General features: G+C 64.0%; 13 protein-coding genes. 10 read left to right on the top strand and 3 right to left on the bottom strand.

The window, feature by feature from the left end:
• Nucleotides 1–88 precede the first annotated feature (88 nt).
• The 3 genes from YY7_RS0116330 to YY7_RS0116320 form a co-directional block, all read right to left on the bottom strand.
• Nucleotides 89–1,426, bottom strand: coding sequence for a dicarboxylate/amino acid:cation symporter (locus tag YY7_RS0116330; RefSeq protein ID WP_028164182.1), 1,338 nt, complete (start codon nucleotides 1,424–1,426; stop codon nucleotides 89–91).
• Between the two features lie 103 nt (nucleotides 1,427–1,529).
• Nucleotides 1,530–2,087 (bottom strand): biotin transporter BioY, encoded by a 558-nt coding sequence (locus YY7_RS0116325; RefSeq protein WP_028164181.1) that lies wholly within the window; start codon nucleotides 2,085–2,087, stop codon nucleotides 1,530–1,532.
• A gap of 92 nt (nucleotides 2,088–2,179) precedes the next feature.
• The gene (locus tag YY7_RS0116320; RefSeq protein ID WP_028164180.1) at nucleotides 2,180–3,367 is read right to left on the bottom strand and encodes a pyridoxal phosphate-dependent aminotransferase; all 1,188 of its coding nucleotides are present in this window, start codon (nucleotides 3,365–3,367) and stop codon (nucleotides 2,180–2,182) included.
• A 135-nt stretch (nucleotides 3,368–3,502) separates the two neighbouring features.
• Between YY7_RS0116320 and YY7_RS0116315 the strand changes: the two genes are divergently transcribed.
• From YY7_RS0116315 to aat, 10 genes are all read left to right on the top strand, one after another.
• Entirely contained in the window at nucleotides 3,503–4,906 is a 1,404-nt protein-coding gene (locus YY7_RS0116315; RefSeq protein WP_028164179.1) for a M48 family metalloprotease, read from the top strand.
• A gap of 52 nt (nucleotides 4,907–4,958) precedes the next feature.
• Nucleotides 4,959–5,726, top strand: a complete 768-nt coding sequence (locus tag YY7_RS0116310) for a DsbA family protein (protein ID WP_028164178.1) — start codon at nucleotides 4,959–4,961, stop codon at nucleotides 5,724–5,726.
• Nucleotides 5,727–5,920: 194 nt separating this feature from the next.
• On the top strand, nucleotides 5,921–6,733 hold the full coding sequence (locus YY7_RS0116300) for a DUF1236 domain-containing protein (protein WP_028164177.1): 813 nt from the start codon (nucleotides 5,921–5,923) through the stop codon (nucleotides 6,731–6,733).
• Nucleotides 6,734–7,021: 288 nt separating this feature from the next.
• Nucleotides 7,022–7,489: a type II 3-dehydroquinate dehydratase gene (aroQ, locus tag YY7_RS0116295; RefSeq protein WP_028164176.1), complete on the top strand. Its 468-nt coding sequence runs from the start codon at nucleotides 7,022–7,024 to the stop codon at nucleotides 7,487–7,489.
• Between the two features lie 41 nt (nucleotides 7,490–7,530).
• Entirely contained in the window at nucleotides 7,531–8,022 is a 492-nt protein-coding gene (gene accB, locus YY7_RS0116290) for an acetyl-CoA carboxylase biotin carboxyl carrier protein (RefSeq protein ID WP_028164175.1), read from the top strand.
• 83 nt (nucleotides 8,023–8,105) lie between these two features.
• Nucleotides 8,106–9,458 (top strand): acetyl-CoA carboxylase biotin carboxylase subunit, encoded by a 1,353-nt coding sequence (gene accC / locus YY7_RS0116285; protein WP_028164174.1) that lies wholly within the window; start codon nucleotides 8,106–8,108, stop codon nucleotides 9,456–9,458.
• Nucleotides 9,459–9,591: 133 nt separating this feature from the next.
• Nucleotides 9,592–11,121 carry a sensor histidine kinase gene (locus YY7_RS0116280; RefSeq protein WP_028164173.1) on the top strand — a complete coding sequence of 510 codons (1,530 nt, stop codon included), beginning with the start codon at nucleotides 9,592–9,594 and terminating at the stop codon, nucleotides 11,119–11,121.
• Nucleotides 11,118–11,558, top strand: a complete 441-nt coding sequence (locus YY7_RS0116275; protein WP_028164172.1) for a response regulator — start codon at nucleotides 11,118–11,120, stop codon at nucleotides 11,556–11,558. The genes YY7_RS0116280 and YY7_RS0116275 overlap by 4 nt, the downstream gene beginning before the upstream one ends.
• Complete coding sequence (locus tag YY7_RS0116270) at nucleotides 11,555–12,646, top strand: sensor histidine kinase (RefSeq protein ID WP_028164171.1); 1,092 nt, start codon at nucleotides 11,555–11,557, stop codon at nucleotides 12,644–12,646. Before YY7_RS0116275 ends, YY7_RS0116270 begins: the two co-directional genes overlap by 4 nt.
• 46 nt (nucleotides 12,647–12,692) lie before the next feature.
• Nucleotides 12,693–13,373, top strand: coding sequence for a leucyl/phenylalanyl-tRNA--protein transferase (gene aat / locus YY7_RS0116265; RefSeq protein ID WP_028164170.1), 681 nt, complete (start codon nucleotides 12,693–12,695; stop codon nucleotides 13,371–13,373).
• Nucleotides 13,374–13,388 lie beyond the last annotated feature (15 nt).

The raw sequence follows: 13,388 nt of genomic DNA, 5'->3' as shown, positions 1-13,388 counted from the left end.
ATTTGCTCCATGTGGAACGGGGCGCACCATGGGAAATGGTGCGCCCCGTTATCGTTGCGTTTGCCGCGCAGAAAAGCTCGCCGGCATGTCAGTCCGTGGTGATCGCCGTCTCGACGTCGGACGGATCGATCTGCTTGTTCAGGTTGGCGTGCAGCTTCTTGTGGTCGAGCTCGCCCTCCCACCATGAGACGAACACCGCGGCGATGCCGTTGCCGGTGATGTTGGTCAGTGCGCGCACCTCGCTCATGAACTTGTCGATCGAGAACACGATGGCCATGCCCGGCACCAGCGCCGGATTGACCACGCTCAGCGTCGCCGCGAGCGTGATGAAACCCGCCCCGGTGACGCCGCTCGCCCCCTTCGAGGTCAGCATCGCGACGACCAGGATGGTCAGTTGCTGGCCGAAGGAGAGATCGACGCCAAGTGCCTGCGCGATGAACAGCGTCGCCAGCGTCATGTAGATGTTGGTGCCGTCGAGATTGAAGGAGTAGCCGGTCGGCACCACCAGCCCGACCACCGGCTTGGAGCAGCCGAGCCGCTCCAGCTTTTCCATCAATTGCGGCAGCGCGCTCTCGGACGAGCTGGTGCCAAGCACGATCAACAGCTCATCCTTGATGTAGGCGATGAACTTGAAGATGCTGAAGCCCATCACCCGCGCGATCAGGCCGAGCACCAGCACCACGAACAGCGCGGCGGTGCCGTAGAACAGCGCGATCAGGCCGATCAGGTTGCCGAGCGCCGCGGGACCGAACTTGCCGATGGTGAAGGCCATCGCGCCGAACGCGCCGACGGGCGCCGCTTTCATGACGATGCTGATCACGCCGAACACCGCATGTGCGCCATCGTCGATGATATCGCGCAGCCGCTCGCCGCGTTTGCCCATCGCCATCAGCGCGAAGCCGAAGAGGATCGCAAACAGCAGCACCTGCAGGATGTCGCCGCGCGCGAACGCGCCGAACACGCTGTCGGGGATGATGTTGAGGACAAAATCGACCGACTTCTGAGCGTGCGCTTGATCCGCGTACTTGGTGGCGTTCGCGACGTCCGCCGCCCCGGGTTTTGCTGCGAGCCCATGGCCGATCTGGAACAGGTTGCCCATGATCAGGCCGAGGATCAGCGCAAAGGTGGAGACGATCTCGAAATAGAGCAGCGCCTTGATCCCGACGCGCCCGACCTTACTGGCGTCCTGGATATGGGAGATGCCCGAGACCACCGTGCAGAAGATGATCGGAGCGATCACCATCTTGATCAGCTTGATGAAGCCGTCGCCGAGCGCCTTGATCCAGTCATTTGTCGCGAGCGCCGGCCACAACCAGCCGACCACGACGCCGAGCACGATCGCGATCAGCACCTGGACATAGAGGATTCGGTACCACGGTTTTGATGTGCTGGCCTCGGCAGGCTCGCTCGTCGCAATCGTTGCCATGAGTCTCACTCCTACTCGAAGATGCGCAAGGTCGATCCGCCGAGCGATGCGGCGATGACCATCTCGAAAAATCAGATTGGCAGGCGCCTCGCCCGAGGCTCGCTTACAGGCGGCGATCGGCGAGCCGCCGTGCGGCCGGCAGCAGCGCGGCCCCGAGCGCGGTCTTGACGAGCGTGCCCGCGATGAACGGCACGATCCCGACCAGCCATGCCTTCTCGGCCCCCAGGCCGACACCGAAGGCGAGCCAGCTAAAACCGGCCGCGAGGATGATGATGTGGCCGAGCGCCATCGCTGCAAACAGCCGGACGACGCTTCGGTCAAACCCGCGCTCGGCGAGCCAGCCGGTGACGAACGCCGCCGCCACGAAGCCGAACAGATAGCCGGCCGTCGGCCCCATCAGCGGTGCGAGGCCGCCGACCGGTCCGGCAAACACCGGAAAGCCGATCGCGCCTTCCGCCAGATAGGCGATCACGGTCGCCGTTCCGAGCCATGAGCCGTAGGCAGCGCCGATCATCAGCACCACCAGCGTCTGCAGCGTCATCGGCACATAGGGCAGCGGCAGATTGACCTTGGCCGACAGCGTCAGCAGCGCCGTGCCCAGGAATACCAGGACGATCCCGCGCAACAATCCGGAGAAATCGCCCGACCGGTTCGGCCACAGCACCGAAGCAAGAGGAAAATGCCTGGCGGCGGCGGAAACAGATACCGATCTGACGGACAAGGCCAACTCCGGGGGTGTGACAAGCTGGCGCGCTATTTAAGCCAACCAGCGATCCGCGCAACCGCTTCCTGCATCTCCTCTGCGGACCGCGCATAGGAAAAACGGATGAAGGCGCGGCCATGGATCGGGTCGAAATCGACACCCGGCGTCGCCGCGACATGAGCCTTTTCCAACATCTGGCGGGCGAATTCGAAGCTGTCGGACGTAAAGTCCGACACATCGGCATAAAGGTAGAATGCGCCATCCGCGGGCAGGAACTTGGTCAGCCCCGCCTTCGGCAGCCCCTCGATCAGGATACGCCGGTTCTCCTGATAGCCGCGCTTGATCGCTTCCATCTCCTCGCGGCCATCGAAGGCGGCTTCGGCTGCAATCTGAGACAGCGTCGGCACCGAAATCGAGAGGTTCTGCTGCAGCCGCTCGATCGGGCGCACCAGCGGCTCGGGCACGACCATCCAGCCGACCCGCCAACCGGTCATGCAGAAATATTTCGAGAACGAGTTGATCACGAGGGCGTGTGGGGACAATTCGGCTGCAGTGACCGCCGGAAAGGCGTAATCGAGCCCGTGATAGATCTCGTCCGAGATGAAGCGGATGCCGGCGCTCTCGGCAGCCGCCATCAGGCTTGCAAGAGCCTCGCGCGACATCATCGTGCCGGTCGGATTGGCGGGGCTGCCCACCAGAACGCCTTTGAGCGGCGCCTTGCGATGCGCGTCGAGCAGGGCCTCGCCGGTCAGCGCATGCCGCGTTTCGTTCGTCGTCTCGATCAGCACCGGCTCGCAGCCGAGCGCACTCAGGATATGCCGGTACGGCGGATAGCCGGGCACGGTCACCGCAACGCGATCGCCCGGCTCGAACATCGCGAGAAACGCCAGGATGAAGCCGCCCGACGAGCCCGTCGTGATCACGACGCGCTCGGCATCGACCTCGCATCCATACGTCTCGCGATAATGCCGCGCGATGCGCGCACGCAGCGAGGGAATACCGAGCGCGGAGGTGTAGTCGATGCGTCCATCGTCGAGCGCCGCGTGAGCTGCCGCGATCGCCGCTTTCGGCGCCGGCGCCGCCGGTTGGCCGACCTCCATGTGGATCACATGCCCGCCGGCCGCCTCGATTCGCGCCGCCGCCGCCATCACGTCCATAACCATGAAGGGCGGAACCTCGCTCCTGCCCGAAGCGGTCAAAAGGTGATTCACGCGGTCTCTAAATGTCGCTTCGGGCATGGATATCTGCTATTTGGGCCGGCGTCGCCGGTTTCGGGTTCCGTAACGACCGGTTGCGCCCCAGACTGGCCGCATTCGGCGGTTTGTTAGGGCATATATTGTCCGTGGCCCGCCGCCAATCGCTAAGACCGCTCCATGCTGCTCCGTTTCGCGCTTCGCAAGAAGACCCTGAAATTGACCGCACTCGCCACCGCGATCGCGCTGGCGGTCGCGCCGACGATGGCGCTGGCGCAGGAGAACAAGGGCCCGCCGATCCTTCGCGACACCGAGTCCGAGCAATTGCTGCGCGACTATACGAGGCCGATCCTGCGCGCTGCGGGACTGGAGAAGCAGAACATCCAGATGGTCATCATCAACGATGGCACGTTCAACGCTTTCGTTGCGGACGGCCGGCGTATCTTCGTCAATTACGGCGCGCTCATGCAGTCGGAGACGCCGAACCAGATCATCGGCGTGCTCGCGCACGAGACAGGACATCTTGCCGGCGGCCATCTCGCAAAGCTCCGCGAGCAACTGGCGCAGGCGCAGACCCAGATGATCATCGCCATGCTGCTCGGCGCCGGCGCGATGGTCGCAGGCGCACGCGGTGGCAGCAGCAACGGCCTCGCCAATGCCGGTGCCGCGGCGGTCGCGGCGCCGCAGGAAGTGATCCGCCGAACGCTGCTCTCCTATCAGCGCCAGCAGGAAGAGAACGCCGACCGCGCCGGCGTGAAATTCCTGAACGCGACTGGCCAGTCCGCCAAGGGCATGTACGAAACGTTCAAGCGCTTCACCGACGAAAGCCTGTTCGCAGCTCGCGGCGCCGATCCGTATCTGATGTCGCATCCAATGCCCGCTGATCGCGTGGCGGCGCTGGCGGAGATCGCGCGCTCCAGCGCCTATTGGGACAAGAAGGACGATCCCGCGCTGCAAATGCGCCACGACATGGTGCGCGCCAAGATCTCCGCTTTCATGGAGCGGCAGGACACCGTCTATCGCCGCTATCCTTCGTCCAACAACGGCCTGCCCGCCCGCTATGCGCGGGCGATCTCGACCTATCTGCACGGCGATCTCCGCAGTGCGCTGGCCCAAATCGACGGCCTGATTCAGGCGCAGCCCAACAACGCCTATTTCTATGAATTGCGCGGCCAGGCGCTGCTCGAGGGCGGCAGGCCGGCGGAGGCGATCGCGCCATTGCGAAGGGCGGTGCAGCTCTCGGGCAACGCGCCCCTGATCGAGATGCTGCTGGGCCAGGCGCTGGTCGCGACCAGCAACAACGCCTACACCGATGAAGCCATCAACATCCTGCGCGCCGCGGTGGCGCGCGAGAGCGAGGCGCCGATCGGCTATACCCAGCTTGCCATGGCCTATGGCCGCAAGGGCGATTATGCGCAAGCGGACCTCGCTTCCGCCCAGGCCGCCTATCTGCGCGGCGACAGCAAGACCGCGCGCGAGCTGGCCTCGCGTGCCAAGACGCGCTTTGCCGTCGGAACCCCCGGCTGGGTCAAGGCTGACGATATTGTGAGCGCCAAGCCGCTGCCGGGTCAGAAAAACAACTAGCCATCAACGTAAATCGTCTACAACGATTGCCAAACCTCACAAGGATTTGCACATGCGCCCGCTCCGTTTTCTTGCTCCCGCCCTGCTCACCGCAGCGCTCGCAGGCGCCTCCCTGCCCGCATCCGCGCAAGGCTTCTCCGATACGCAACGCAGCGACATCGAGAGCATCGTGCGCAATTACCTGATCACGCATCCCGAGGTGCTCGAGGAGGCGATGACCGAGCTGACCAAGCGCCAGGCCGCGGCCGAGGCCGAGAAGCATCAGGCGAGCATCGCGAAGAATGCGGATGTGATCTTCAACTCGCCGCGCGGCGTGACGCTCGGCAACAAGGACGGCGACGTCACCTTCGTGGAATTCTTCGACTACAACTGCGGCTACTGCAAACGCGCGATGGTCGACATGATCGACCTCATGAAGGCCGATCCCAAGCTGAAAGTCGTGCTGAAGGAATTTCCGGTGCTGAGCCAGGGCTCGGTGGAAGCGGCGCAAGTCGCCGTCGCCGTGCGCATGCAGGATCCGACAGGCAAGAAATATCTCGACTTCCACCAGAAGCTGCTCGGCGGTCGCGGCGCGGCCGACAAGGCACGCGCAATGGCGGTCGCCAAGGAAGTCGGCCTCGACATGGCCAGGCTCGAGAAGGATATGGCGGGCCCGGAAGCGAAGGCGACCATCGAGGAGAACTTCAAGCTCGCGGAAGCCATGGGCATGAACGGCACGCCAAGCTACGTCATCGGCAAGCAGGTCGTGATCGGCGCGGTCGGGCTGGAGAATCTGAAAGAAAAGATCGGCATCGCCCGTTGCGGCAAGGCGACGTGCTGACATCACTGCGAGACAATCTCGGATGCGCAAAGGCCGGCTTCGCAGCCGGCCTTTTTGTTTGAGCGTTTCTGCACGCTTCCGTTCATCGCGCATTCACAAAACAAACCGCGTGGAACCGCTCTCAGCTCGGAACATCGCTCTCCTGCTTTCGTTGTCGGCGCGGGCAATGCAGGACTTTGTGAGGAGGAATCGAAATGACTAACCGCTTGTTGATTTCGGTCGCGACAGCGGCCCTGATCGCGGGAACCGGCTTTGCGAACGCGCAGGGCACCGGCATGGGTCGAGAGTCACCGTCGTCCGGTGGCGGCGCCACAACGCAGCACAGCTCGCCATCCGGTGGCGGCGCGTCTTCGGGCACGATGAACCGTGAACACGGCACCACGGGTACGAGTGGCGCCGAGCAGTCTGGAAAGAGCTCAGGCTCGTCCGGCATGAGGTCGGATTCCGACAAGGCTGGCGCGGCCGACAGGAATGCGCAGGATACCAACGCGCCCGGTCAGAAGTCGAAGAGCATGAGCTCGGATAACGAGAGGACCAGAGGCGACAAGGACATGAAGGCTGAAGGTCGCGACAATCGTGACCGGAGCAACATGAACGCCGAAGGTCGCGATCGCATGAATGCCGAGACTCGCGACAAGAGCGGCGGCACCGCCGCCGAAAGCCGCGACAAGAGCGGCGTGGAGACGCAGAAGGGTGCAACCGACACCAGCCGCTCGCAGACCACGACCGGTAATGCCGCAACCTCGGCAACCGCGGCTCCGCCGCCCGAGAAGCGGACCCAGATCGTCTCCGCGATCAGGTCGGAGCGGGTCGAGGAAGTCAAGAACGTGAACTTCAACGTCGCAGTCGGCACCGCCGTGCCTTCGACGGTGCGTTTCCATCCACTGCCGTCCCGGATCGTCGAGATCTATCCGGAGTGGCGCGGCTATCAGTTCATCCTGGTTGGCGGCCGCTACGTGATCGTGCGTCCCGAGACGCATGAGATCGTCTACATTCTTGAGGGTTAACGGCAGCTCCCAAACGAGGGCGGGTTAGACCCGCCCTCGTTTTTTCCTGCCCGCCGGGCGCCGCCCGTGGGGCTTTTTCCACAGAAGTTGGTTAATTAGCGTTTTCCATGAGTTAGCCGGCTTATCTGACGGCGCGAATGAGCCGCTTGAACCGGTTTCCCACAAACCTAAAGCTTTCCCTCTGGTCCGTTGTTACCTATAAACCCGCGACTTGGAGCAGGACCCGGACCCCCCGGTTTCCGAAAGGGTCCTGCCAGAACGCTTTAGCGCTATTTCTTGGAATTCCGGATGGCCCAGGTCCCTGCCGCAACGATCTACGTGCTCAACGGCCCGAACCTCAATCTGCTCGGGACCCGTGAACCCGAGACCTATGGCCATGCCACGCTCGCCGATGTCGAGAAGCTCTGCAGGGATACCGCGGCCCAGTTTGGCCTCATCGCGGACTGCCGGCAGTCCAATCGCGAGGGCGAGTTGGTCGACTTCATCCATGAGGCGCGGGCGAAGCAGGCGGTCGGCATCATCATCAATGCTGGGGCCTATTCCCATACCTCGATCGCACTGCATGACGCGCTGGTCGGGGTGAAAATTCCGACCGTCGAGGTGCATATCAGCAATATTTATGCCCGCGAGAGCTTCCGGCATCATTCCTTCACTGCTAAAGCCGCCTTTGCGTCGCTTTGCGGCTTCGGCATCGATGGCTATCGCCTCGCGATATCAGGCCTCGCCGCCAGGATCGGCGCCAAGGCGACAGCCTGACGCATTCCCCGTCATCAGACAGAGAGTTTCGGACCAAGATCATGGCGCGCCAGCCAGACGACAAATCCGCCGCAAAGCCCGGCAAAGACAACGACAAGGATGACGCCGCGCTCATCCGCGAACTCGCGCTCCTGCTCGACGAGACCCAACTGACCGAGATCGAGATCGAGCGCGCGGGCGTCCGCCTGCGTGTCGCGCGCAACGTCAGCATTGCCGCGGCCGTGCCGGCGGCCGTCGCACCGGCCCTGTCGGTGGCTGCACCCGTGGCTGCCACTGCCGCGACCGACCTCGCCAAACATCCGGGCGTAGTGCCCTCGCCCATGGTCGGCACCGCATATTGGGCGCCGGAGCCGGGCGCAAAGCCCTTCATCGAGGTCGGCAGCAAGGTATCAGCCGGACAGACGCTGCTGATCATCGAAGCGATGAAGACGATGAACCAGATTCCGTCCCCACGCGCGGGCACCGTGACGCAGATCCTCGTCGAGGACGGCCAGCCCGTCGAATTCGGCGAGCCGCTGGTAATTATCGAATAGCGAATGGCGCGTAGCGGATAGCGAATGGTGAAGAGACAACTCCACTCGCTAGTCGCCATTCGCCGCCCGCGAGCTGGAAGCACATGTTCGACAAGATCCTCATAGCCAACCGCGGTGAAATCGCGCTTCGCGTGCTGCGCGCCTGCAAGGAGCTCGGCATTTCGACGGTGGCCGTGCATTCGACCGCTGACGCGGATGCCATGCATGTGCGGCTTGCGGACGAGAGCGTCTGCATCGGGCCGCCGCCGTCGAAGGACTCCTATCTCAACATTCCCGCCCTGCTCGCGGCCTGCGAGATCACGGGCGCCGAGGCGGTGCACCCCGGCTACGGCTTTCTCTCCGAAAACGCCCGCTTCGCCGAGATCCTGGCCGAGCACAATCTGCATTTCATCGGTCCGAAGGCCGAGCACATCCGCCTGATGGGCGACAAGATCGAGGCCAAGAAGACCGCCAAGCGACTGGGCATTCCCGTCGTTCCCGGCTCCGACGGCGCCGTAAGCTCTGATGACGATGCAATGGCGATCGCCAGGTCGATCGGCTTCCCGGTGCTGGTGAAGGCCGCCGCCGGCGGCGGCGGGCGCGGCATGAAAGTCGCGCACAGCGAAGCCGATCTGGCGCTGGCGCTCTCCACCGCCGCAACCGAAGCGAAATCCGCCTTCGGCGACGCGTCGGTGTATCTGGAGAAATACCTGCAGAAGCCGCGCCACATCGAGATCCAGGTGCTCGGCGACGGCCGCGGCGGCGCCATTCATCTCGGCGAGCGCGACTGCTCGCTGCAGCGGCGCCACCAGAAGGTCTGGGAAGAAGGTCCCTCGCCGGTCCTCTCGGCCGCCCAGCGCGCAAAGATCGGCGAAACCTGCGCGAAGGCGATGCGGGATCTGAAATATCTCGGCGCTGGCACGATCGAATTCCTCTACGAGGACGGCGAGTTCTATTTCATAGAGATGAACACCCGCATCCAGGTCGAGCATCCCGTCACCGAGAGCATCACCGATATCGACCTCGTGCTTGAGCAGATCCGGATTGCCGCCGGCGGCGACCTGCCCGCGAAGCAGGACGAGGTCGCGATCATCGGCCACGCCATCGAATGCCGCATCAATGCGGAGAACCCGCAGACCTTCCGCCCTTCGCCTGGACGCATCTCGCAGTACCACCCGCCCGGCGGCCTGGGCGTCCGGATCGATTCCGCCGTGTACCAGGGCTATGTCATCCCGCCCTATTACGACTCGCTGGTCGGCAAGCTGATTGTGCACGGCAAGACCCGTGGCGAATGCCTGATGCGGCTGCGCCGGGCGCTGGACGAGATGGTCGTCGACGGCATCGAGACCACGCTGCCGCTGTTCCGCGCCCTGGTGCGCGAGCCCTCCATCATCGATGGCGACTATCACATCCACTGGCTGGAGCAGTATCTCGCCGGGCAGCCGACCATCGGCTGACGGCCCAAGTCAGACACCCAAGCCAGTTCCATTACGCATGGAACAAAGCACGGAACCGTGCGTTTGCAGCGACCGGGATTTCCCATCCCCGAGGACCGCTTGCATTCCACTGGATCCATGACACGAGGCACCCGTGACGTCTGACGCCAAGCGCCGGCGCGCATTGGGGCAGATCCTGCTGCTCGCGGCGGGGCTCCTGGTGCTGGTTGCGATCAGCGCCGGGTCGGTCCTGCTGGTGAACAAGGCGCGCCAGGATAGCGCCTGGGTGGTCCACACCGTCGAGGTGGAAAACCAGATCAATGCCGTACTGCTCGAGCTCCGCCGTGCCGAAAGCGCGGCCCGCGCCTATCTCTTGACCCGCTGGCCGGAATTCCTGACCGACCATGAGCAGGCGGTGGCCAACGTCGTCCCCTATGCGGATAAGCTGGCGCAGCTCACGGTCGACAATCCGCTTCAGGTCGAGAACGTGAAGAAGATGCGCGCGGCAATCGACATCCGGCTCGATCAGTTCAGGCGCGAAATGGATTTCATCAAGCGGGACGAACCCGCCAGCGCCGCGGCGCTGGTCCGCGAGGCGGCCGCCGGCAACACCAATGCCATCATCCGCGACGTGACGGACAAGATGCACGCCGAGGAAGAGCGGCTGTTCGATTTGCGGACGGCCAATGCCGACCGCTCGCAGATACTGGCGTCCTCCGTCACCATCGCCGGATCGTGCATCGTGATTGCGCTTGGCGCGATCGCGGCGTTCCAGGTGCGCCGCTCCACGCGCGTCCGCGACGAGGCCGAGACCAAGCTCCGGGACCTCAACGTCACCCTGGAGACCAGCGTGCAGGAGCGCACCGCCGATCTGCGCGAGGCCAATGACGAGATCCAGCGCTTTGCCTATATCGTCAGCCACGACCTGCGCTCGCCGCTCGTCAACATCATGGGCTTTACCGGCGAGCTCGAGGAGCTGCGCGGCGACATCTTCAAGCGGATCGCCGCCCTGAGCCACAGCGCCTCGGAAGCTGCCGCATTGCCGCAGAACGCCACTGACAGCGCCGAGCCTGTGCTCGAGAGCGCCGACAAGCAGCTCTCCGACGATTTCTCCGAGGCGCTCGGCTTCATCAAATCCTCGATCGCCAAGATGGATCGCCTGATCACCGCGATCCTCAATCTCACCCGCGAAGGTCGGCGCGAGTTCAGTCCCGACCGGATCAACACTCGCGAGCTGATCGAGAGCATCGCCGCCACCGTGGCGCATCAGGCGGCCGAGGCGAATGCGCAAATCCGCATCGAGCCATTGCCTGATATCACCAGCGACCGTCTTGCGCTGGAGCAGATCTTCTCCAATCTCATTGACAATGCGCTCAAATATCTGAGGGACGGTGTTCCCGGCGACATCGCAATCCGCGGACGCACCAAGCTTGGCTTTGCGATCTTCGAAATCAGCGACAATGGCCGCGGTATCGATCCCAAGGATCACCAGCGCATTTTCGAGCTGTTCCGCCGGGCCGGAACCCAGGACAAGCCCGGCCAGGGCATCGGGCTCGCACATGTGCGGGCGCTGGTGCGGCGTCTTGGGGGAACCATGTCGGTCGCCTCGGAACTTCACAAGGGCAGCACATTCACGATAACACTTCCAGTCAACTGGGCCGCCAAGCGGAAGGCAGATGTATGAGCAATCCAGTCACCATCATCATGATCGAAGACGATGAAGGCCACGCGCGGCTGATTGAGCGGAATATTCGCCGATCCGGTGTCAACAATGAGATCCTGCCGTTCAGGAACGGTACAGATGCGGTCGGCTACCTCTTCGGCCCGGATGGAAGCGGCATCGACCAAAAGGGCCGCGCGCTGCTCATCCTGCTTGATCTCAACCTGCCCGACATGACCGGCATCGATATCCTGAAACGGGTCAAGGAGAACAAGCACCTGAAGTCGACCCCGGTGGTGGTGCTGACCACCACGGACGATTCGCAGGAGATCAAGCGATGCTACGAGTTCGGCTGCAACGTCTACATCACGAAGCCGGTGAACTACGAGAGCTTCGCCAACGCGATCCGCCAGCTCGGACTGTTCTTCTCGGTCATTCAGGTTCCGCCAGCAGCAGCATGAGCACCACGAGCCCCACCCTGCTCTACATCGACGACGACGAGGCGCTGGCGCGGCTTGTCGACCGCGGCCTGACGCGGCTCGGGCTGAAGGTGGTGCACGCGGCAAGCGGCCAGCAGGGGCTGGATCGCATCGCACAAGGCGGCATCGACGTGGTCGCGCTCGACCAGTACATGCCGGGTCTCGACGGGCTCGAGACGCTCGAGCAGATCCTGAAAATTCCCGACGCGCCACCGGTCGTGTTCGTCACGGCCTCACAGGATTCCGCGATCGCCGTCACCGCGCTGAAGGCCGGCGCGGCGGACTATCTCGTCAAGGACATCCACGGCGAATTCATTCCGCTGCTCCAGGTCGCCGTCAATGGCGCGCTGCGTCAGGCGGAATTGCAGCGGGCGCGCGACGAGGCGGAAGCTGAGATCCACGCCTCGCGCGACCGCTTCGCTGCGCTCGCCGCCGAGCGCGAGGTCTTGCTCCGTGAGGTCAATCACCGCGTCGGCAACTCGCTGCAGATCATCGCCTCGCTCCTGCACCTGCAGGCGAGTTCGGCGACACAGGACGACGTCAAGGCGGCGCTCACCAACGCGATGGGCCGCGTCGCTGCCGTCGCCCAGGTCCACCGTCGGCTCTACACCTCGCACGACCTGAAGAGCGTGCTGCTGAACCAATATCTGGAATCCCTGCTCGAAGATCTCCGCCGCTCGGCTGAAGGCAACCGGATGTCGCGGCTGACCTCGAAGGCCGAACCGATCGAGATCGATCCGGATCGCGCGGTCGCGATCGGCATCATCGTCAACGAGCTGGTGATGAATGCGGTGAAATACGCCTATCCCGACGGCGCCGGCCCGATCCATGTGGAGCTCAAGGCCGAGGGCGATGATCTGCTGCTGGCGATTTCCGACGACGGCGTTGGCCTCAACGTCAAGGCCGACCCGCGCTCCACGGGCCTGGGCCAGCGCATCGTCAGCGCCATGGCCTCCAAGCTCGAGGCCAGCGTCGAGCGCGACCCCAACCATAGCGGCACGCGCATCCTGGTACGCTTTCCGCGTGCCAGCGGCGCAACGGCGAAATCCGCCAGCGCCGCCGCGAGCTAGCTCGGCCCCTATCGCGCCGCCCCCGCTCGCCTGCTATTCTCCAACCATGACATCGCGCGACTCCGCCGCATCCGAGATCACACCCGACGTGCTGCTGCGCGCCTATGCCTGCGGCATCTTTCCGATGGCCGAGAGCGCCGACGATCCCACGCTGTTCTGGGTCGAACCGGAAATGCGCGGCGTGATCCCGCTCGACGGCTTTCGCATCACCTCGCGGCTGGCGCGCACGGTGCGTTCCGATGCGTTCACCGTGACGGTCAACACCGCGTTCAAGGCCGTTATCGCCGGCTGCGCCGCTCCGGCGGAAGGACGCGAGGACACCTGGATCAACAACCGCATCCGCGACCTCTATGTCGGGCTGCATCGGCTCGGCCACTGCCACAGCGTCGAGGCCTGGCAGGACGGCGAACTGGTCGGCGGTCTCTACGGCGTCAGCCTGGGGCGCGCCTTCTTCGGCGAGAGCATGTTCCATACGGCGCGCGACGCCTCGAAGGTCGCCCTGGTCCATCTGGTGGCGCGGCTGATTGCCGGCGGCTTTCAGCTGCTCGACACGCAATATGTCACTGAGCACCTGCGCAGCTTCGGCGCGCTCGAAATCCCGCGCCGCCGCTATCGCGCGCTGCTCGACCAGGCGATCTCGGGTGCGCCCGCTGATTTCCTGAAGTTGCCAACCGATCAGCGGATCAAGGGCGGTGATGCGCTCGCGATCATCGCAGCGCGCACATGAACCTTCGTAGCCCGG

The organism is Bradyrhizobium elkanii WSM2783, assembly GCF_000472865.1.
GTDB classification, from domain to species: Bacteria; Pseudomonadota; Alphaproteobacteria; order Rhizobiales; family Xanthobacteraceae; genus Bradyrhizobium; species Bradyrhizobium elkanii_A.
Note: the sequence above shows the minus strand (reverse complement) of the source record. Positions and strands in the feature narration are given on the sequence as shown.

What these genes read in the sequence shown, in the direction of transcription:
- YY7_RS0116330 (WP_028164182.1), bottom strand. Translation starts at nt 1,426, where the DNA reads ATGGCAACGATTGCGACGAGCGAGCCTGCCGAGGCCAGCACATCAAAA.
- YY7_RS0116320 (WP_028164180.1), bottom strand. Translation starts at nt 3,367, where the DNA reads ATGCCCGAAGCGACATTTAGAGACCGCGTGAATCACCTTTTGACCGCT.
- YY7_RS0116315 (WP_028164179.1), top strand. Translation starts at nt 3,503, where the DNA reads ATGCTGCTCCGTTTCGCGCTTCGCAAGAAGACCCTGAAATTGACCGCA.
- YY7_RS0116310 (WP_028164178.1), top strand. Translation starts at nt 4,959, where the DNA reads ATGCGCCCGCTCCGTTTTCTTGCTCCCGCCCTGCTCACCGCAGCGCTC.
- YY7_RS0116300 (WP_028164177.1), top strand. Translation starts at nt 5,921, where the DNA reads ATGACTAACCGCTTGTTGATTTCGGTCGCGACAGCGGCCCTGATCGCG.
- aroQ (WP_028164176.1), top strand. Translation starts at nt 7,022, where the DNA reads ATGGCCCAGGTCCCTGCCGCAACGATCTACGTGCTCAACGGCCCGAAC.
- accB (WP_028164175.1), top strand. Translation starts at nt 7,531, where the DNA reads ATGGCGCGCCAGCCAGACGACAAATCCGCCGCAAAGCCCGGCAAAGAC.
- accC (WP_028164174.1), top strand. Translation starts at nt 8,106, where the DNA reads ATGTTCGACAAGATCCTCATAGCCAACCGCGGTGAAATCGCGCTTCGC.
- YY7_RS0116275 (WP_028164172.1), top strand. Translation starts at nt 11,118, where the DNA reads ATGAGCAATCCAGTCACCATCATCATGATCGAAGACGATGAAGGCCAC.
- YY7_RS0116270 (WP_028164171.1), top strand. Translation starts at nt 11,555, where the DNA reads ATGAGCACCACGAGCCCCACCCTGCTCTACATCGACGACGACGAGGCG.
- aat (WP_028164170.1), top strand. Translation starts at nt 12,693, where the DNA reads ATGACATCGCGCGACTCCGCCGCATCCGAGATCACACCCGACGTGCTG.